Origin of the sequence: Variovorax sp. LjRoot84 (assembly GCF_964254305.1) — a bacterium.
In the GTDB taxonomy this organism is placed as follows: domain Bacteria; phylum Pseudomonadota; class Gammaproteobacteria; order Burkholderiales; family Burkholderiaceae_C; genus Variovorax.
In genome coordinates this window covers 886553-904604 of record NZ_CAXUTE020000001.1, presented here as the reverse complement: position 1 = coordinate 904604, position 18052 = coordinate 886553, and the positions used below count along the sequence as shown (strand labels likewise).

Annotated in this window: 18 protein-coding genes; 7 read left to right on the top strand and 11 right to left on the bottom strand. The window is 67.6% G+C overall.

Features of this window, described 5'->3' with window-relative positions:
* Positions 1-3: 3 nt before the first annotated feature.
* The 5 genes from ACSQ9I_RS04550 to ACSQ9I_RS04530 all read right to left on the bottom strand — a co-directional run bounded on the left by ACSQ9I_RS04550 (position 4) and on the right by ACSQ9I_RS04530 (position 5720).
* Positions 4-759, bottom strand: a complete 756-nt coding sequence (locus ACSQ9I_RS04550) for a lysophospholipid acyltransferase family protein (protein WP_093109469.1) — start codon at positions 757-759, stop codon at positions 4-6.
* Positions 759-1340, bottom strand: a complete 582-nt coding sequence (gene gmhB, locus ACSQ9I_RS04545; RefSeq protein ID WP_093109468.1) for a D-glycero-beta-D-manno-heptose 1,7-bisphosphate 7-phosphatase — start codon at positions 1338-1340, stop codon at positions 759-761. Before gmhB ends, ACSQ9I_RS04550 begins: the two co-directional genes overlap by 1 nt.
* A gap of 10 nt (positions 1341-1350) precedes the next feature.
* Positions 1351-3501 (bottom strand): glycine--tRNA ligase subunit beta, encoded by a 2151-nt coding sequence (gene glyS / locus ACSQ9I_RS04540; RefSeq protein WP_436312403.1) that lies wholly within the window; start codon positions 3499-3501, stop codon positions 1351-1353.
* Between the two features lie 3 nt (positions 3502-3504).
* Entirely contained in the window at positions 3505-4410 is a 906-nt protein-coding gene (glyQ, locus tag ACSQ9I_RS04535) for a glycine--tRNA ligase subunit alpha (RefSeq protein WP_093109466.1), read from the bottom strand.
* A 239-nt stretch (positions 4411-4649) separates the two neighbouring features.
* Complete coding sequence (locus ACSQ9I_RS04530; RefSeq protein ID WP_436312402.1) at positions 4650-5720, bottom strand: asparaginase; 1071 nt, start codon at positions 5718-5720, stop codon at positions 4650-4652.
* Between the two features lie 229 nt (positions 5721-5949).
* Here ACSQ9I_RS04530 and ACSQ9I_RS04525 point away from each other — a divergent pair, with 229 nt between their 5' ends.
* The gene (locus ACSQ9I_RS04525) at positions 5950-6585 is read left to right on the top strand and encodes a TetR family transcriptional regulator C-terminal domain-containing protein (RefSeq protein WP_093109600.1); all 636 of its coding nucleotides are present in this window, start codon (positions 5950-5952) and stop codon (positions 6583-6585) included.
* On the opposite strand, the gene ACSQ9I_RS04520 is transcribed toward ACSQ9I_RS04525, so the two are convergent.
* Genes ACSQ9I_RS04520 through ACSQ9I_RS04505 form a run of 4 tightly spaced genes read right to left on the bottom strand, consistent with a single transcriptional unit; the run spans position 6582 to position 9877 of the window.
* Positions 6582-8306, bottom strand: coding sequence for a SagB/ThcOx family dehydrogenase (locus ACSQ9I_RS04520; RefSeq protein WP_436312401.1), 1725 nt, complete (start codon positions 8304-8306; stop codon positions 6582-6584). The genes ACSQ9I_RS04525 and ACSQ9I_RS04520 overlap by 4 nt on opposite strands.
* A 25-nt stretch (positions 8307-8331) precedes the next feature.
* Positions 8332-8532, bottom strand: coding sequence for a DUF6494 family protein (locus ACSQ9I_RS04515; protein WP_093109463.1), 201 nt, complete (start codon positions 8530-8532; stop codon positions 8332-8334).
* A gap of 19 nt (positions 8533-8551) precedes the next feature.
* Complete coding sequence (locus tag ACSQ9I_RS04510) at positions 8552-9196, bottom strand: 2OG-Fe(II) oxygenase family protein (RefSeq protein WP_436312400.1); 645 nt, start codon at positions 9194-9196, stop codon at positions 8552-8554.
* An 18-nt stretch (positions 9197-9214) separates the two neighbouring features.
* Positions 9215-9877 carry a redoxin domain-containing protein gene (locus ACSQ9I_RS04505; protein WP_436312399.1) on the bottom strand — a complete coding sequence of 221 codons (663 nt, stop codon included), beginning with the start codon at positions 9875-9877 and terminating at the stop codon, positions 9215-9217.
* 176 nt (positions 9878-10053) lie between these two features.
* Here ACSQ9I_RS04505 and ACSQ9I_RS04500 point away from each other — a divergent pair, with 176 nt between their 5' ends.
* From ACSQ9I_RS04500 to ACSQ9I_RS04475, 6 genes are all read left to right on the top strand, one after another.
* A complete protein-coding gene (locus tag ACSQ9I_RS04500; protein WP_436312398.1) occupies positions 10054-10641 on the top strand; it encodes an NAD(P)H-dependent oxidoreductase in 588 nt (195 codons plus the stop codon).
* Between the two features lie 32 nt (positions 10642-10673).
* Positions 10674-11540: a creatininase family protein gene (locus ACSQ9I_RS04495; protein WP_436312397.1), complete on the top strand. Its 867-nt coding sequence runs from the start codon at positions 10674-10676 to the stop codon at positions 11538-11540.
* A 67-nt stretch (positions 11541-11607) separates the two neighbouring features.
* Positions 11608-12603 (top strand): ABC transporter substrate-binding protein, encoded by a 996-nt coding sequence (locus tag ACSQ9I_RS04490; protein WP_436312396.1) that lies wholly within the window; start codon positions 11608-11610, stop codon positions 12601-12603.
* Between the two features lie 7 nt (positions 12604-12610).
* Entirely contained in the window at positions 12611-13453 is an 843-nt protein-coding gene (locus tag ACSQ9I_RS04485) for an ABC transporter ATP-binding protein (protein WP_093109458.1), read from the top strand.
* Complete coding sequence (locus ACSQ9I_RS04480; protein ID WP_093109457.1) at positions 13450-14256, top strand: ABC transporter permease; 807 nt, start codon at positions 13450-13452, stop codon at positions 14254-14256. The genes ACSQ9I_RS04485 and ACSQ9I_RS04480 overlap by 4 nt, the downstream gene beginning before the upstream one ends.
* A gap of 7 nt (positions 14257-14263) precedes the next feature.
* Positions 14264-15622: an FAD-binding oxidoreductase gene (locus tag ACSQ9I_RS04475; RefSeq protein ID WP_436312395.1), complete on the top strand. Its 1359-nt coding sequence runs from the start codon at positions 14264-14266 to the stop codon at positions 15620-15622.
* On the opposite strand, the gene lnt is transcribed toward ACSQ9I_RS04475, so the two are convergent.
* Positions 15582-17156: an apolipoprotein N-acyltransferase gene (gene lnt, locus ACSQ9I_RS04470; protein ID WP_436312394.1), complete on the bottom strand. Its 1575-nt coding sequence runs from the start codon at positions 17154-17156 to the stop codon at positions 15582-15584. The genes ACSQ9I_RS04475 and lnt overlap by 41 nt on opposite strands.
* Positions 17153-18031: an HlyC/CorC family transporter gene (locus ACSQ9I_RS04465; protein WP_093109454.1), complete on the bottom strand. Its 879-nt coding sequence runs from the start codon at positions 18029-18031 to the stop codon at positions 17153-17155. Before ACSQ9I_RS04465 ends, lnt begins: the two co-directional genes overlap by 4 nt.
* Positions 18032-18052 lie beyond the last annotated feature (21 nt).

Below are 18052 nucleotides of genomic sequence, written 5' to 3'. Positions count from 1 at the left end.
GCCTCAGGCCGAAACCGTCTCGGTCGAGACGTAGGCCTCGGGATCGAGCCGGCGCATCTCGCCCTCGATCCAGGCCTCGACCTCGCGCATCAGCTCGTCGGGCCGGCGCCCGACGCTCGAAATGGCCGGACCGATCGAGACATCGACCACGCCCGGGCGCTTGATGAAGGCCTTGCGCGGCCAGACCTTGGCCGAGGTCACGGCGATCGGGATCACCGGCACGCCGGTCTCGCACGCGAGCCGAGTGCCGCCGGTCTTGTAGACGCCCTGCCGGCCGCGCGGAATGCGCGTGCCTTCGGGAAACATGATGATCCAGATGCCCTGCGCCAGCAGCTCGCGGCCCCGCGCGACGACCTTGTTGAAGGCCTGCGTGCGCTGGCTGCGGTCGATGTGGATCATGTCGAGCCGCGCCATGGCCCAGCCGAAGAAGGGCACGTAGATCAGTTCCCTCTTGAACACGAAGGCCAGCGGATGCGGCATCAGCGTGGGCATCAGGAAGGTCTCGAAGGTCGACTGGTGCTTGACCAGCAGCACGCAGCCGGCGAGCTTGTCCTGCGGCAGGTTCTCCATGCCGCTCACGCGCGTCTTGATGCCCAGCAGCAGCCGCGCGCCGCCGATGGCCCAGCCGAGCCAGCGCGCGGCCATCCAGTACAGCGGAATGCCGCGCTTCCAGAGCGAGCTGACCACCATGATGATGCCCCAGGGGATCACCGTGACGAGCATCCACAGCGCGTGGACGAGAGAGCGAAGGAAGGCCATCAGACGGCCACCTGCAGGGTGGCCTGCTGCTCTTCGCGTTCCAGCAGGAAGTCGACGAAAGCCGCCAGATCGTCGTGGACCTGCGTGTTCGGCGGGTACTCGGGCGGCAACGGCGTCACGCCGCGGCAGGCCGCGCCCATGCCGGTCAGCAGCAGGTGCGGCTCGCAGCCGGCGGCCGCGCCGGCCTGCATGTCGCGCAGGCTGTCGCCCGCAACCGGCACGTGGGCCAGGTCGACGCCATAGCGCTCACCGATCTGGTGGAACAGGCCCGGCTTGGGCTTGCGGCACTCGCAGCCCTCGTCGGGGCTGTGCGGGCAATAGAACACCGCATCGACGCGGCCGCCCACCGCCGCCAGCATCTTGTGCATCTTGGCGTGCATCGCGTTGAGCGACGCCATGTCGAACAGTCCGCGGCCGAGCCCGGACTGATTGGACGCGATCACGACATGCCAGCCCGCATGGTTGAGCCGCGCGACCGCCTCCAGCGCGCCGGGCAGCGGCGTCCACTCGATGTCGCTCTTGACGAAGTCCTCGCGGTGCACGTTGAGCGTGCCGTTGCGGTCCAGGATGACGATTTTCATGGCGTGCCGATCAGGTGGCGAGGCGCTCGAGCTGCGCCACGCGGTTCATCGCCGCATGCAGCAGCATCAGGAGGCCGAGTCGGTTGAGGCGCAGGTCGGACTGCTCGGCATTGACCATCACGCCGTCGAAGAAGGCATCGACCGGCTCGCGCAGCGCGGCCAGGGTTTGCAGCGAGGCGGTGTAGTCGCCGGCGTCGAACTGCGCATTGGCCACGGGCACGACCTTCTGCATCGCGGCATGGAGCGCCTTTTCGGCCGGCTCCTGCAGCAGCAACTCGCTCACGTGCGCATCGGCTTCGGGCGACTTCTTGAGGATGTTGCCGATGCGCTTGTTGGCCGCCGCCAGCGCGGGCGCCTCGGGCAGCGCGGCGAAGGCGCGCACGGCGGCCAGCAGCTTGGGCACCTCGCCGAGGCGCTGCGGCTGGGGCGCCAGCACGGCGTCGACCTCCTGGGCGCTGGCGCCCTGCTCGCGCAGGATGCCGGCCAGGCGGTCGTAGAGGAAAGCTTCAAGCGCCTCGGTCGGGTCGGCGAGCGCGGCTTCGCCCGCCTTCGGCGCGAAGGCGGCGAAGGCCTGGCCGAGCAAGGCGCGCAGTTCGATCGGCAGCTGGCGCTCGATCAGCATGCGGATCACGCCCAGTGCATGACGGCGCAGCGCGAAGGGATCGCGGTCGCCGGTGGGCAGGTTGCCGATGCCGAACATGCCCACCAGGGTCTCGAGCTTGTCGGCCAGCGCGACCACGATGCCGACGGGGTTGCGCGGCAGCTCGTCGCCCGCGAAGCGCGGCTTGTAATGGTCTTCGACCGCATCGGCCACCGCGGGCTCGAGCCCGTCGTGCAGCGCGTAGTAGCGGCCCATGGTGCCCTGCAGCTCGGGGAACTCGCCGACCATGTCGGTCACCAGGTCGGCCTTGGCCAACTGGGCGGCCTGCACCGCATGCGGCGCTAGCGTGCTGTCGTGCGACGCGGCGCCCAGCTGCTCGCCGATGGCGTGCGCGATGCGCATCACGCGCTGCACGCGTTCGCCCTGGGTGCCCAGCTTGTTGTGATAGACCACCTTGGCCAGCGACTCGACGCGCGAGGCCAGCGATTTCTTGCGGTCCTGGTCGAAGAAGAACTTGGCGTCGGCCAGCCGCGGGCGCACCACGCGCTCGTTGCCGCCGATCACCGCGCCGGCATCGTCGGGCCGGATATTGCTGACCACCAGGAACTTGTGGGTGAGCCGGCCCGCGGCGTCGAGCAGCGGAAAGTACTTCTGGTTGGCCTTCATCGTGAGGATGAGGCACTCCTGCGGCACATCGAGGAACTCGCGCTCGAACTCGCACACCAGCACGTTGGGGCGTTCGACCAGCGCCGTGACTTCGTCGAGCAGCGCGTCGTCGTCGATCGGCTGCGAGCCGGTGCCGACCGTCAACGCCGCCTCGGCCAGCTGGCGGGCGATCTCGAAGCGGCGGGCCTCGAAGCCCGCGATCACGGCGCCTTCGTCGGCCAGCTGCACCGCATAGCTGTTGGCGTCGCGCAGCACGATCGGATCGACCTGCGCCTCGAAGCGGTGGCCATGCGTTTCGCGCCCGGCCGAAAGGCCCAGCGCCTCGACCGGAACCACCGTGTCGCCATGCAGCGCCACCAGCCCGTGGGCCGGACGCACGAAGCTCACGCTGCTCCAGCCGGGCAGCTCGCAGCCGGTCTCGAGCTGGTAGCTCATGACCTTGGGGATCGGCAGCTTGGCTATGCTCTCGGCCAGCGCCTTCTGCAGCCCCTCGGCCAGCGTCGCGCCGCGGGCGGTGCTTTCGAAGAACAGGGCTTCGGCCTTGCCGTCCATCGCGTGCTTGAGGCCGGGCACGGCCGAGGCGTCGGCGCCCAGCGCGGCGAGGCGCTTGAGCAGTGCGGGGCTCGCGTTGCCGGAGGCATCGAGCCCCACCGTCACCGGCATGAGCTTCTGCGAGACCGCGCGGTCGGCGGCCTGCCCCAGGATGTTCGTGAGGTGCGCCGCGAGGCGCCTCGGCGAGGCGTAGGCGGTGAGCACCGAGCCGGCATCGGCCAGGCCCTGGGCCACCAGCTGGTCGCGCAGCACGCCGGCGAAGGCGTCGCCGAGCTTCTTCAGCGCCCTGGGGGGAAGTTCCTCGACGAAGAGTTCGACGAGCAGGTTGTTCTTGGAAGTCATCGCTCAGGCCGCCTTCTTCGAGATCTCAGCGACCCATTCGCGCGGCGCCATCGGGAATCCGAGCCGTTCGCGGCTTTCGTAGTAGCTCTGCGCGACGCTGCGCGCGAGATTGCGGATGCGGCCGATATAGGCCGCGCGTTCGGTCACGCTGATCGCGCCGCGCGCGTCCAGCAGATTGAAGCTGTGGGCCGCCTTGAGCACCTGCTCGTAGGCCGGCAGCGCAAGCTTTTGTTCCATCAGGTATTTCGCCTGCTTCTCGTGCGCGGCGAAGGCGGTGAACAGGAAGTCGGCGTCGCTGTGCTCGAAGTTGTAGGTCGATTGTTCGACCTCGTTCTGGTGGTACACGTCGCCGTAGCTGATGCCGGGCGCCCATTCCAGTTCGTAGATGCTTTCCTTGCCCTGCAGGTACATCGCGAGCCGCTCCAGCCCGTAGGTGATCTCGCCGGTGATCGGCCTGCAGTCGATGCCGCCGACCTGCTGGAAGTAGGTGAACTGCGTCACCTCCATGCCGTTGAGCCAGACCTCCCAGCCCAGGCCCCAGGCACCGAGCGTCGGGTTCTCCCAATCGTCCTCGACGAAACGGATGTCGTTCTTCTTGAGATCGAAGCCCAGCGCTTCGAGCGAGCCGAGGTAGAGCTCGAGGATGTTGCTCGGCGCCGGCTTCAGCACGACCTGGTACTGGTAGTAGTGCTGCAGGCGGTTCGGGTTCTCGCCGTAGCGGCCGTCCTTGGGGCGGCGGCTCGGCTGCACGTAGGCAGCTTTCCAGGGCTCGGGGCCCAGCGCTCGCAGGAAGGTGGCGGTGTGCGAGGTGCCGGCGCCCACCTCCATGTCGTAGGGCTGCAGCAGCGCGCAGCCCTGGGCGTCCCAGTAGGACTGAAGCTTGAGGATGATTTGTTGGAAGGTCAGCATGGTGGGCCTGGTGGCCGGTCGGAGGCAGGCGGCTTCCGACGCGACGAGTCGGCCATTTTAAGAGCGCCCAGACGCAGGAACGGCCGCAGGGCTTGCGCCACTGCGGCCGGTTGTGCGGAGCCAGGTGTCGCGCCTTCCTCCGCGGAACACCGCGGAACCGGCTTTGCCGGGCCGCTGGTGTTGCCCCCTCGAAGGGGGTTGGCGAAGCGACACGAAGTGCGCGAAGCCCGGGGGGTGGGCTAATACTCCCAGAAGATGCGCTGGAGCTGCTTCGGATCGTTGGTCTTGGTGAGGGCCACCATTGCCAGGATGCGCGCCTTCTGCGGCTTCAGGTCGTGCGCGACCACCCAGTCGTACTTGTCGTCGGGCTGCTCGGCGTTGCGGATCACGAAGCCGTCGGACACGCGCGAGGTGCGGATGATCTGCACACCGTCGCCGCGCAGCTTCTGCAGCACCGGCACGATGCGGTCGGCCACCGAGCCGTTGCCAGTGCCGGCGTGGATCAGCGCCTTCACGCCGCTCTTGCCCAGCGCGTCGATCGCGGTGGCAGGTACGCTGCCGTAGCCGTAGACGATGTCGACCGCGGGCAGCGCCGTGATCTCGTCGATGTTGAACTCCGACTGCGTCGTGTGGCGCTTGACCGGCGCGCGGAACCAGTAGTTCTTGCCTTCGACGATCATGCCCAGCGGGCCCCACTGGCTCTTGAAGGCCTCGGTCTTGATGTTGACGACCTTGCTGACGTCGCGGCCGCTCTGGATTTCGTCGTTCATCGTCACCAGCACGCCCTTGCCGCCGGCATCCTTGCTGGCGGCAACGTTGACGGCGTCGAACAGGTTCAGCGCGCCGTCGGCCGAGAGCGCCGTACCCGGGCGCATCGAGCCGACCACGATGATCGGCTTGGACGTGCGCACCACCAGATTCAGGAAGTAGGCGGTTTCCTCCAGCGTGTCGGTGCCATGGGTGATCACGACGCCGTCGACGTCGGCCTGCTTCGACAGAGCCGAAACGCGCTTGGCCAGCACCATCAGGTTGTCGTTGGTGAAGCTTTCCGAGGCGATCTGGAACACCTGCTCGCCGCGCACGTTGGCGACCTTGGAGATCTCGGGCAGGCCGGCGATCAGCTTGTCGACCGGCACCTTTGCGGCGGCATAGGTGGCGCTGTTGACGGCCGAGGCGCCGGCGCCGGCGATGGTGCCGCCGGTCGCGAGGATCACGACGTTGGGCAGGGATTGCTGGGCGTGCGCGATGGCGCTGGCGGCGACCAGCGCGGTGGCCGCCGCGAAGCTGCGGAAACGTGGGGCGAAGAACATGGAAGCTCCTGTTGGGGTGTGACTAATTTCACGAAGCCGCGAGACGATACAGGAAGCGTGCCACGCCGTCACAGCCCTGAAATGCCTTGTGTGCATGCGACGATGCAGGCCGCCCGGCAGCGCGCCGAGGGCGAGATCGGATCGAAGCGCTACCATCGCCACGGCGGCACAGCCCGCCCAAGCGATGACGAGCCCAACCCTTTCCCCCGCGCCCGTGGCGGCGCAGCAGATGCCGGCGCCGGACGGCCCGCTGTCGCGTGCCCGGCCGGGGCGCGAACGCATCCTGGCCGCGATCCGCAGCGCGGCCATCGCCGAATTCAGCCTGCATGGCCTGAAGGGCACTTCGACCCAGGCGATCGCGGCGCGCGCCGGCCTCACCAAGCCCCAGCTGCACTACTACATCGCCGGCAAGGAAGAGCTCTACGAAGAACTGCTGATGCAGGTGCTGCACGACTGGAAGGTGGTGTTCTCCTTCGAGGAGCATGCCAACGACCCGGGGGCCGTGCTGGGCGACTACATCCGCAAGAAGCTCGACCACGCCTTCGACAACCCCGAGATCTCGCGCATCTTCACGCGCGAAGTGCTCGACGGCGGCCGCAACCTCGAGCGGTACTGGCCCAACGCGCGCGCCTGGACGCAAAAGAAGGTCGACATCATCAACGGCTGGATCGCGCGCGGGCAGATGCGGCCGCTGGATGCGCGCCTGCTCTTGATGCACATCTGGGCGATGACGCAGAGCTACGCCGACTACGCGCTGCAGACGCGCGTGATGCTCGGGCTGCCGCCGGATGCGCCGATCGAGCGCGAACCGATCGCGCGCGAGCTGGTGGCTTTCGTGCTGGGCGGCTGCGGGATCAAGGCTTAGTCCTTCTTGTCCTGCGCATGCGCACCGTAGGGCGCCAGCGTGGTCAGCCGGCTGTCCTGCACCGGGCCGCCAACCGTGAAGTGATAGAGCGACTGGAACTCCAGGTCGCTGAAGCCGAACACCTGGTGCACCGGGTCGTCGAAGAAGCAGCCGATGCCCGTGGCTCCGATGCCCGCCGCTTCGGCTTCCAGGTAGAGCACCTGCCCGATCACCCCGGTTTCCCAGAAGAGCGGGCGATAGAACCAGGGGCCGTGCGTGAACAAGGCGTCCCGATACTCGGCGATCATGCCGAGCGAAAAGACCCCGTCGCCCGCGATGTCCTGCGAGCAGCTCACTTGCGTCGCGAGCTGTCTCGCATCGCCGCTTTCCAGCCTGTGAAGGGGAAGGTCCGCCGGGCATCCAGGGGGCCTGGACCAGTCGAAGTGCCGATGCATGGCGCGCTTCAGCTTGTCCAGTTTGGCCGGGTCGCGGACGAGTACGTACAGCCCCGGGTCGAGCCCGTCCACCCGATGAACGAACAAGGCGAGGTGGATGCGCGGCTCCCAGGCCATGGCATCCCAGGGCAACGGCCGCCGGTTCGCCTCCAGTTCCACGCGCGGCATCACGCGCGCGAGCATGGCGTAGAAGCGCTCGGCCGTGATCGAGGTCCGGCCGTCGCAGGCGAGGAGGCTGCGCCGCTGGCGGATGATCCTGCCCGCCGACGGCCCGATCGGGAACGCTGCGCTTCGATGCGCCGGGGCTGGCGCGTCGAACAGGTCCAAGCCATCGCGCTCGCCGGTCGGTTGGCGTGAGGCGAGCGTCACCTCGTCGATGACGGCCCAGTCGACCGGGTCGTCGCGGCTGAGTCGGTTCGCCGTTCCGCACCAGTCTTGCTTCGTGAGCTCGCGCGCCAGCAGCGGATCCAGGCCGAGCGGCAACGCGCGCTGCGCGCCTGCACACCACCGCCCGGCCGCCTCGTTCGGCCAGACGAGCATGACGAGCTCCGGCTGTTCGCGCTCGGCGCCTGCGAAGTCCTCGGCCCGATTCAGCCCCAGCAAGGCTTCGATGCTTTCATCGGCCAGGCCATGGAGCACGACAGCGCTCCATCCCAGGGTCCCGGCTGCGATGCGAAGCGTGCCGATGGCATGGCCCGCGTCGTGCTGGCAATAGCGGAACGCGCGTTCGCCGTACTTCCACGCTTCGCGCCAGTGGATGGACGAGAGTCCGACCAGAAAGGCCTCTGGGGGAAACTCTCGCATCAGCTGCGCGAACCACTCAGCAGAGGCGTTGGCACGCCGTTCCAGACCGTGCTCTCTCGGCGCGTAGTGGTACAGGCCGGGTGCCGGCGCCAGCCCGGGACACGCGCCGATCAGCAGGTAGCCCTCGGTGGGATGCAGGTTGCCGCTCGAAGGGTTGCTGCGCAGCGCCCAACGCGTGCCGCCCGCCTGCTTCCAGGCCGACAGCGCAAGCGCGTACTCGAACAGCCGCGACAGCGAGCGGACCATGAGCGGCGCGCTCGGCACCGCGCCCCGACGATAGATCTCCTGGTAGCGAGGCGACACCGGCTCTTCGTCCGCGCCAAGGATGGGCAACTGCGTGAGCGGCGCCCCCTCGTAACGGCGGAACGGGTTGGGTTGGTTCACCCAATCCAGGGTGCCGGCGGAGCGCGCATAGCGGTGGAACTGGTGCTTGGTGCACTCGTGGTAGCGCAGCACCGCTTCGAGCTTGTCGGCGTCGTGCATCTCGGCGGTCGCCGGCGGCGGATGCTCAATTCAGCTTGATGTCGCCGTCGAACCCGACCTTGAGCCCCAGCGCCGGGATCTCCAGGGTCATGGTGGCAGCAAAGGTCTCGGCGCCGGTGCCGGCGGCGACGGCCTTCGCCACCGCCTGCTCGATTTCGCGCTGCGAGCTGACGCCGACCATCTTGAGGAACTTGCGAATGCTGAGGTTGAGTGTCTCGTCGTCCATCAGGATCTCCCGGTTGGTGTTACCAGAGCGGCTTGCTCAACTGCTGCGTGAACGAAGAGAACATCACGTTGAAGCTGACGCTGATTCGTTCTTCTTCGCTCAGGTTGGCATCGACGGAGTGCTCCAGGAAGGAGGGAAACATCAGAAGCGTTCCGTTGCGCACCTTGACCACCACCTGGTCGGTGTTGTCAGCTGTCAGTTCCACGACCGGGGGCCTGATGACGGCGGTCTGACGCCTCGGGTCATGAAAGTTGATGGCGTCGGCGCCCGGTGGGGTGCACACGTAGTAGACACCGCTCAGGAAATTGTTGGGGTGGCTGTGAATCTTGTGTGCGGCGCCCTTGGCCAGCACGGTGGCCCAGCAGGCCGTGATCTCGAAGGCGGCATCGCCGATTCGCAGAAATCGCAGGATGCTCGTGACGCCGCGACGGACGCACGAAACCAGGTCGCGAAAGTCCTCGCGTTCATGCAGGGCCTGCCCCGACTGCGAGCCGCGGCCGGCTTCGAGCGGCGGCAGGCCGCGCCACATGTCCGCCAGCGCGGCGAGGATGCTTCGTGCCAGCGCGTCGCGCAAGCCGGCCTCGATCTGGATTTTCCAGACCAGGCTGGGGAACATCGGAATGACATCCGAGGCTTCCATCCACCGGTTGCTTTCCTTGACCATGGCCGCGCCTCGTCAGCATCACAGGCTGCCGGCGGCGGCGATGATCTGCGCCGCGCTCGGGAAGATGCTGAGGCTGTTGGGCCCGTCGAGCGCCTCGATCTGTGCCCACGCGACGATGCCGGCTCCATCGACCAGGAAGTGGCCGGCGAGCTGAGTGGCGTGGTTCGCGAGGATCGCAGTATCGACTTCGTCGAGCTCGAAGCCGTCCATGGCGTTGAGGATGGCGTTGCTTGCCATCGGCTGCGTCGGTTCCGGCAGCTCGCCGGTCGGGTTGATGCGCGCGGCTTCGAATTCCGCCATGCTCGCGCGCGAAGGCCATTCGGACCGCTCGCTGCTGCCTTCGGGCAGGAATTCGATGTGCGGCACGCCGAAGGCCTGGTGCGTGCGGCAATCCGGGTCGCTCAGAAGCATGATCGGCGTCGGGTGGTAGCGGAAGTACAGCCGGGCGCGTTCGAGCGGCGTGTTGATCACGGCCAGGGTCTCGACCCCGATGGCGCGCAGCGCAGGCTGCAGGGCACCGAGCTGCATCACCTGCCGCCGGCAGAACGGGCAGTGCAGCCCGCGAAAGAAGCCGATCAGGAAGGGGCGGCCGCGCAGACCGGCAAGAGAAACTGCGCCTTCGACATTGATCGCGGGAAGCGCGAACTCGGGCGCGGGTTCTCCAGGTTGCAGCGGGCGCATCGGGTCTCCCACGGCATGTTCCTTTGTTGTGCGTTCAGGCGAACGACGGAAATTCGACCGTATCACTTGTCGAAGGAAGGCACAACGAGCAAGACCACTCCCTCTTTCGGTGCGGGACCGCTGGCATGTCGCTTGCATAAGCTGACCACTTGCTCTGATTAAGCGGTCAAACACCCATGCGCGTGCTCGTCGTCTACTGCCACCCGGTCGAAACCAGCTTCCACGCCGCCCTGCACCAGGAAGTGCTGCGCAACCTGCGCGCGGCCGGGCACGAGGTGGACGATTGCGATCTCTACGCCGAAGGCTTCAATCCCGTGCTCTCGCGCGAGGAGCGCCTGGGCTACCACGAGGTGCCGAGCAACCAGTTGCCGCTCAGGCCCTACATCGAGCGGCTCCAGTGGGCCGAGGGCATCGTGTTCTGCTTTCCGACTTGGTGCTTCGGCCTGCCGGCGATGCTCAAGGGCTACTTCGACCGCCTCTTCATGCCGGGCGTGGCCTTCGACCTCAGCGACCCGGCCAACGTGAAACCGATGCTGACGCACATCAAGCGCATCTCGGCCGTCGTGACCTACGGCCGCCCGCGCTGGGTGGCCTGGTACATGGGCGACCCGCCGCGCAAGATCGTGACGCGCTACATGCCGCGCCTCACCGGCCGGCAGGCGCGCGTCGACTACCACGCGCACTACCACATGAACGTGGCGACCGAGCCCCAGCGGAAACGCTTCATGCAGCGCGTCGGCAACGCGATGGCGCGCTTCGCCTGAGCACACCCCCCTCTTCCCACACAGGACGCCCCATGCTCCACGGCTACATCCCGCCCCACCGCTTCCTGCCCTACCTGAGCTGGACCGAGATCGACGCGCTGCCCGACCGCGAGAACACGGTGATCGTGCTGCCCTGCGGCGCGATCGAGCAGCACGGGCCGCACCTGCCCTGTTCGGTCGACAGCGTGATTTCCTCCGGCGTGATGGGCAAGGCGCTCGAGCGCCTGCCGGCCGAGGTGCGCGCCTTCGCTCTGCCGACCATCACCTACGGCAAATCGGAAGAGCATCTTCACTTTCCCGGCACCATGACGCTGACCGGCACCACCTTGCTCTCGACCGTGACCGAGATCGGCGAGTCGGTCTACCGCGCCGGCTTTCGCAAGCTGCTGTTCGCCAACGGCCACGGCGGCCAGCCGCAGGTGCTGGAGATGGCCGCGCGCGAGCTGCGCCTGCGCCATGGCGACTTCGTGGTCGTGCCGCACGGCGTCTCGCGCCTGCCCAATGCCTCGAGCAGCCAAATCAGCGAACAGGAAAAGAAGCTGTCGATGCATGCCGGCCATTCCGAGACCGCGCTGATGCTCGCGCTCGCGCCCGACACGGTGCACATGGAACGTGCCGCGGCCAACTTTCCGCCGCCCTTCCCGATCAAGCTGCTGTCGGCCGACGGCCGCCCGGCCTGCGCCTGGACCGCGCGCGACTTCGGCCCGAGTGGCGTGATCGGCGACCCCACCAGCGCCACGCGCGAACAGGGCGAAGAGATCCTCGACACGCTCGCCGCGAGCTGGGTGCAGGCGCTGACCGAGCTCTACGCGCTGCGCTGGGTGGTGCGCGAAGAAGCCACCTGGGAGCGCGGGCACCAGCAGGGCTTCATCCAGTCCGCTGTCCAGCCCATTGCCTGAGGCCCGCTACTTGCATAGAGCGCCCGTTTCCATCGTTCTTTTTTCCCCACCGAGAGAGGTCCACACCATGCGCCACCATCCTGCTTTCCGCTTCAGTCAACTGGCTGCCGCAGCCGCCCTCGCCTTCGCTGTCGCCGCCCCGGCGCAAGCCCAGGACAAGTTCACCTACATGACGAACTGGTATGCGCAGGCCGAGCATGGCGGCTTCTACCAGGCGGTCGCGCAGGGCATCTACAAGAAGTACGGGCTGGACGTCACCATCAAGATGGGCGGCCCGCAGGTCAACATCACGCAGATGATGGCCGCCGGCCAGGCCGACTGCATCATGGGTTCGAGCGACATCCAGATGATGCAGGTGCGCGAAGGCGGCGTGCCGGTGGTCAACGTGGCGGCTTTCTTCCAGAAGGACCCGCAGGTGCTGATCGCGCACGCCGACGTCAAGAAGTTCGAGGACCTGAAGGGCAAGACCATCCTGATCGGCTCGCAGGCCAACCGCGGCTACTGGCCCTGGCTGAAGGCCAAGTTCGGCCTCACCGACGAACAGACGCGGCCCTACACCTTCAACATCCAGCCCTTCGTGGCCGACAAGAACACCGCGCAGCAGGGCTATCTGACCTCCGAGCCCTATGCGATCCAGAAGGCGGGCGTGAAGAGCACCGTGCTGATGTTCAGCGACCACGGCTTTCCGGCCTACGCGACCACGGTGTCGTGCATGGACAAGACCGTGAAGGAGCGCAGCAAGCAGGTGGCGGCCTTCGTCAAGGCCTCGGCCGAGGGCTGGAAAAGCTACCTGGCCGACCCGGCGCCGGCCAACGTGCTGATCAAGAAGGACAACCCCAACATGACCGACGACCAGCTGGCCTACAGCGTCGCCAAGCTCAAGGAGATGGGCATGGTCACCGGCGGCGATGCCGCGACGATGGGCATCGGCGTGATCACCGATGCGCGCGCCAAGGCGAGCTACGACTTCCTGGTCGCCGCCAAGCTGCTCGACCCGGCCAAGGTCGAGATCGCGAAGACCTACACGACCGAGTTCGTGAAGGACGCCAAGGTCCTGCCCTGACATCGTCATGAATCGCATCGAGCCCGCCGTCCTCGCGCCGCCCGCGGCACCCGCTGTACCCGCCATGCCCGCGGTCGAGGTGCTCTCGGCGGAGAAGACCTACCCCAACGGCACTCAGGCGCTGCTGCCGGTGGACCTCGCCATCGCAGAAGGCGAGTTCGTCACGCTGCTGGGCCCCTCGGGCTGCGGCAAGAGCACGCTGCTCAAGATGGTGGCCGGCATGCTGGAGCCGAGCGACGGCCGCCTCCTGCTGTGGCGCAAGCCGGTGGCCGAGCTCCACAGCTGCGCCCACAAGATGGCCTTCGTGTTCCAGTCGCCGACGCTGATGCCCTGGGCCAGCGTGCGCAGCAACGTGCGCCTGCCGCTGGATCTGGCCGGCGTGCCGCGCAAGGAGGCCGACGCCCGCGTCGCGGAGGCGCTCGAGCTGGTGGGCCTGGACAAGTTCGCGCAGGCTTTGCCGCGCGCGCTCTCCGGCGGCATGCAGATGCGCGTGTCGATCGCACGCGGACTGGTGACCCAGCCCGACCTGCTGCTGATGGACGAGCCCTTCGGCGCGCTGGACGAGATCACGCGCCACAAGCTCGATGCCGAGCTGCTCGACCTCTGGCGCAAGAAAAAGTTGACCGTGATCTTCGTCACCCACTCGATCCACGAGGCGGTGTTCCTGTCGAACCGCGTGATCATGATGGCGGCGCGGCCGGGCCGCGTGGTCGAGCAGGTCCTGATCGACGAGCCCTATCCGCGCAGCGCCGACTTCATGGTCTCGCCGCAGTTCAGTCGCTATGCGAAGCGGCTGCAGGACAGCCTGCTGCGCGCCAGCAATGGCACGCACGAGGAGTCCGCGGTTTGAGCGCGCGGCTGCCTCTTCTGCAGCAGCCGCGCGCGCAGCGCGTGCTGTATCCGGTGCTGGTGGGCGTGGTGCTGCTCGCACTGTGGCAGGGGTTGGTCACGGCCATGGAGCTGCCGCCCTACCTCGTGCCCTCGCCCTACCTGATGATGAAGACGCTCATCGCCGACTGGGTGCCGCTCGGAAACGCGCTGCTCGTCACGCTGAAGATCACCGTCCTGTCCTTCGTGGCGGCCACGATCGCGGGCGTGCTGATCTCCTTCCTCTTCGTGCAGAGCAAGCGCATCGAGACCGCGCTCTTTCCCTATGCCGTGCTGCTGCAGGTGACGCCGATCGTCGCAGTGGCGCCGCTCATCATCATCTGGGTCAAGAACCCGACCGCGGCGATGGTGGTCTGCGCGGCGCTGGTCGCGCTGTTCCCGATCATCAGCAACACCACGCTCGGCCTGCGCAGCGTCGAGCCCGACCTGCAAAGCTACTTCAAGCTCAACCGTGCGACGCGCTGGCAGCAGCTGGTGCGCCTGCGCATTCCGAGCGCGCTGCCCTACTTCTTCGGCGGGCTGCGCATCTCGAGCGGCCTGGCGCTGATCGGCGCCGTCGTGGCCGAATTCGTGGCAGGCACCGGCGGCTCCGGCGCGGGGCTGGCCTACCAGATCCTGCAGGCCGGCTTCCAGCTCAACATCCCGCGCATGTTCGCAGCCTTGCTCCTGATTTCATTGACCGGCGTCGCGCTGTTCGTGCTGATGGCCTGGCTCACCAAGCTCGCGCTCGGCTCCTGGCACGCGAGCGAACTTTCACAAGACTGATTTCTTCATGAACGCGCCCGCATCCGCCATCGAGCAATTGCATCTGGAACTGCCCGAACTCGACTGGATCACCGACGAGAGCCGCATCGCCCGGCTCTCGCAGGACTTCTCGTGGTTCAGCCCGGTGCTGCAGCGCCAGCTGAAAGACAAGCGCGCGGATGCCGTGGTGCGCCCGCGCACCGAAGACGAGATCCGCGCGGTGGTGAGCGCCTGCGCGCGCCGCGGCGTGCCGATCACGATCCGCGGCAGCGGCACCGGCAACTACGGCCAGACCACGCCGCTCGCAGGCGGCGTGGTGCTCGACATGACGGGCTACAACGCCATGAAATGGGTGGGCCCCGGCGTGGCGCGCGCACAGGCGGGCATCCGGCTCGGCGAGCTCGAGAAGCACACGCGACCTTCGGGCCAGGAACTGCGCTGCGTGCCCTCCACCTACCGCAGCGCGACATTGGGCGGGCTCTTCGGCGGCGGCTTCGGCGGCGTGGGTTCGATCAACTACGGGCCGCTGGGCGCCACCGGCAACGTGCTGGGCCTGCGCGCGATGACGATCGAGGCCGAACCGCAGGTCGTCGAGCTGCGCGGCGCGGAAGCCTTGCGCATGCACCACCTGTGGGGCACCAACGGACTGGTGCTCGAGCTCGAGGTGGGGCTGGCACCGGCCCATCCGTGGCTGGAGAGCCTGGTCGTCTTCGAGTCCTTCGACCAGGCGCTGGCCTTTGCCGATGCACTCGCCCATGCACCGGGGATCGTCAAACGCGAGGTCGCCTTCTTCGGAAGCCCGGTGCCGGACCACCTGGCGCAGCTGGCCGAGCATCTGCCGAAGGGCTGCCATGCGGTGCTCTCTCTGGTGGCCGAATCCTGCGAGGCGCCGATGCTGGAACTCGTTGAAGCGCACGGCGGCACGGTGAGCTACCGCAAGACGGCCGAGGAGGTGCAGAAGAGCAACCGCACGCTGATGGAGTTCACCTGGAACCACACGACGCTGCATGCCCTCAAGGTCGACAAGAACCTGACCTATCTGCAAAGCGGCTTCACGCCGGGACAGCATGTGCAGCAAGTCGCCGAGATGGAGCAGCTGTTCGCGGGCGAGGTCATGATGCACCTGGAGTTCCTGCGCACTGCCGCAGGCCTGATGACCTGCAGCGGGCTGCAGCTGGTGCGCTTCACGACCGAGGAGCGGCTCGACGAGATCATCCGCCTGCACCGCGAGCGCGGCGTGCACATCAACAACCCGCACGTCAACATCGTCGAGGACGGCAAGGCCGGCGGTCCGCTGCCGCCCGAGGTGATCGAAATGAAGAAGCGCTTCGACCCGCAGGGCCTGCTCAACCCCGGGAAGTTGCGCGACTGGCCTGTCGCCGGCTGAGCAGCAGCTTCGCCGCCACGATCAGCAGCGCCAGCCCCCACAGCGGCCAGAGGCCGAAGCGCGAGACCCACATCGCATAGGGCGTCAGTCCGGTGCGGCCTTCGACCTCTGCCACCAGCACGCCGCGCGTGAGCCGCGGCAGCGCATGCGTGACGCGGCCGCGGTGGTCGATGACGACGGTGGCGCCGGTGTTGGTGGCGCGCACCATCGGCCGCTGGAACTCGAGGGCACGCATGCGCGAGATGGCCAGGTGCTGGTCGATCGCGATGCTGTCGCCGAACCAGGCGATGTTGCTCACGTTGAGCAGCATGGTGGGCGCGCTGGCTTCGTCGCGGAAGTTCGCGCCGATCTCGTCGCCGAACAGATCTTCATAGCAAATGTTGGGCGCGATGCGCTGGCCCTGCCACGCGAAGGGCGGCTGCGCGAGGCCGCCGCTCTTGAAGTCGCCGAGCGGGATGCTCATCATCTCGGTGAACCAGCGGAACATCCCCGGAATGAATTCGCCGAAGGGCACGAGGTGGTGCTTGTCGTAGCGATAGGGTGTGCCCTGGCCCGGGCCGAAGCCCAGCACGGTGTTGGTGTAGAGCCGGCCATCGCCCAAGGGCAGGCCCACGATGGCGGCCTGCTTGCCGTTCGCATAGCGCGCAGCGATCGCATCGAGATAACCGGGCGGCAATTGCGAAGGCAGCAGAGGCAGCGCAGTCTCGGGCGTGATCACGAGCGATGCGGTCGCGCTCTGCAGCTGCTCGCCGTACCAGCTCAGCGCGGTCGCGATGCCGCCGCCCGGAATGAATTTCTCGTCCTGCGGGATGTTGCCTTGCAGCAGCGCGAGGCCGAGGCGGCCGCGCGACTGTGCTGCCTCATCGGCTTCGCCGCGTGCCGCGCCGATGAGAGCGGGCACGCAAAGCAGCACCAGCGCCACGGCGACCGGCGCCGCCAATGCGCGGCCGCGCGCATGGCGAAGCAACAGGGCTGCCAGCGTCGCGATGCCCGCGGCCAGCATGCCGACGCCGTAGACGCCGAGCCAGGGCACATAGGCGGCAAGCGGCCCGTCGACGTGCGCGTAGCCGCCGGCACCCCACGGAAAGCCGGTGAACAAGCTGTTGCGCAACAGCTCGGCCAGGGTCCACAGGGCCGCGAACAGCGCGGCCGCGTACGCCCGGCTGGCCGGTGCGAACGCGACGAAGAAGGCACAGGCCGCGGCGTAGTACAGCGCCAGCGCCGCAGAGAGCGCAAGCACCGCCAGCGCAGCGAGCGGCGCAGCGAGGCCGCCGTAGGTGTGCATCGAGATGAAGAGCCACCAGAAAGTGCCGCAGAGCCAGGCGGTCGCGAACAGCCAGCCGTAGAAGGCTGCGCTGCGCCACGAAGAGCGCGGGCTGGTGCGAGCCCGCAGCGCATCGAGCTGCCAGGCCAGCGCCGCGAGCGAGATCAGCTGCAGCCACCAGAGCGGCTGTCCGTTCCAGGGGGCCGCGATGGCCGCGGCCTGCGCGAGCCCCGCGATGCCGAAGCCCAGCGCGCGCGCAAGCGTTTTCAATCGGTCGCGTCGTCGCCGCGTGCGGGCGAGACCTTGAACCAGCGCACCGCGCCACCCTTGGTGTGCAGCACGACGAAGTCGAAGGCGCCCAGCGCATAGTGCTCGCCGCGCTTGGGCACATGGCCCATCTCGTGCGCGATCAGGCCGCCGATGGTGTCGAAGTCTTCGCTCAGCACTTCTTCGTCGAAGACGATGCCGAAGGCCTCCGCCACGCGCTCGATCGGCGTGTCGCCCGAGACGCGGTAGGTGCGGTCGGCCAGGCCGAAGATGTCGCCCTCGTCCTCTGCGATGTCGAACTCGTCCTCGATCTCGCCGACGATCTGCTCCAGCACGTCCTCGATGGTGATGAGGCCTGCCACGCGGCCGAACTCGTCGATCACGATCGCGAGGTGGTTGCGGTTGCCGCGGAACTCGCGCAGCAGATCGTTCAGGCCCTTGCTCTCGGGCACGAAGGTGGCGGGCCGCAGCAGCGCGCGGATGTTCAGGCCCGGCGCGCGCTGCAGCTTGAGCAGGTCTTTCGCGAGCAGGATGCCGATGATGTTTTCTTTTTCCCCCTCGTACACCGGAAAGCGCGAGTGCGCGGTGTCGATCACGAGGTGCAGCAGCGCGTCGTAGGGCGCGTCGATGTTGACCAGGTCCATCCGCGGCGCCGCCACCATCACGTCGCCGGCGGTCATGTCTGCCATGCGGAGCACGCCTTCGAGCATCACGCGCGATTCGGCGCCGATCACATCGTTGTCCTCGGCATCGGCGAGCGTTTCGATCAGCTCGTCGCGCGAGTCGGGGCCCGGATGGATGAATTCGGCGAGCTTCTGCAGAAAACTGCGCTTGTCTTCGCGTTCGACGGGCGCGCGTTCAGGGTGAGGGTCGGCCACTGCGGGAGGGCGGAGTTGGGG